Below are 1001 nucleotides of genomic sequence, written 5' to 3' on the forward strand. Positions count from 1 at the left end.
GTGGAAGCCCCCATACCAGATGATGTCGCATAGAAACTTTGGATGTCACCGGTAGCTGAATCTTGGGCGTAATTAGAAAAGGCAACTTGCTCAACTTCCCCATCTACATCGCGTAAAAGGTTCAACTGGGCAGAATAAGTATAGTTTAAAGCCTCAGTCAAGGCTGGGTCGATGTCTTTCACGTACTCAACTAAATCAGTGGTAATGTCATTCTCATGTTGACCAGCTGAAGCTGGGTCTTCGTTGGCAATCACGGTATTGCCCTCTGGGTATTCCGTTTCTTCTTCAGTTGATAGCGTGAAATTAGAGGCATCTTGGGCGACTTGTGATATGGTTACCGGGAATTGAGCACTCGTTTCGGCCTGTGTTGAATCAATTTGCTTTTGGAAACCGTTTGATAGAGATAGGACAACCGCAATTGAAATAATCCCAATACTTGAAGCGAAGGACGTGATAAAGGTTCGCCCTTTTTTTGTCATGATATTTTTAAAAGATAGGTTTAAAGCAGTTAAATAAGACATACCAGTACGGCGCATATCCAAGACTGCATCTGCATCCTCGTTGTCGTATGGATTTGAATCGTTAACCACTTCACCATCTTTAAAATTGATGATACGGTTGGCGTATTGGTGGGCTAATTCGCTATCATGGGTAACCATAATCACGAGTTTTTCATTGGCTAGTTCTTGAATCAAGCCCATAATTTGTTGGCCTGTTTCAGAATCCAAAGCCCCTGTTGGCTCATCACATAATAGGACATCCGGATCATTGGCTAAGGCACGCGCAATGGCTACACGTTGCATTTGTCCACCCGATAATTGGTTGGGTTGCTTGTGCATATGTTTCTCTAAGCCCACACGTATCAAAGCGTTTTTCGCTTTTTCCCGTTTCTCTTCTTTCGCCACACCAGATAAAGTCATCCCTAATTCCACGTTGGATAAGACATCTAAATGGCTGATGATATTATATGACTGGAAAACGAATCCGATTGAATTATTCCT

1 protein-coding gene is annotated in these 1001 nt (G+C 42.8%); it reads right to left on the minus strand.

Annotation, left to right across the window (positions count from 1 at the left end):
* The coding region (locus tag ACRCJ0_RS15275) for an ABC transporter ATP-binding protein (protein WP_431391053.1) at positions 1-1001 on the minus strand (1001 nt) is incomplete at both ends.

Source organism: Aerococcus sp. L_32, assembly GCF_050689315.1.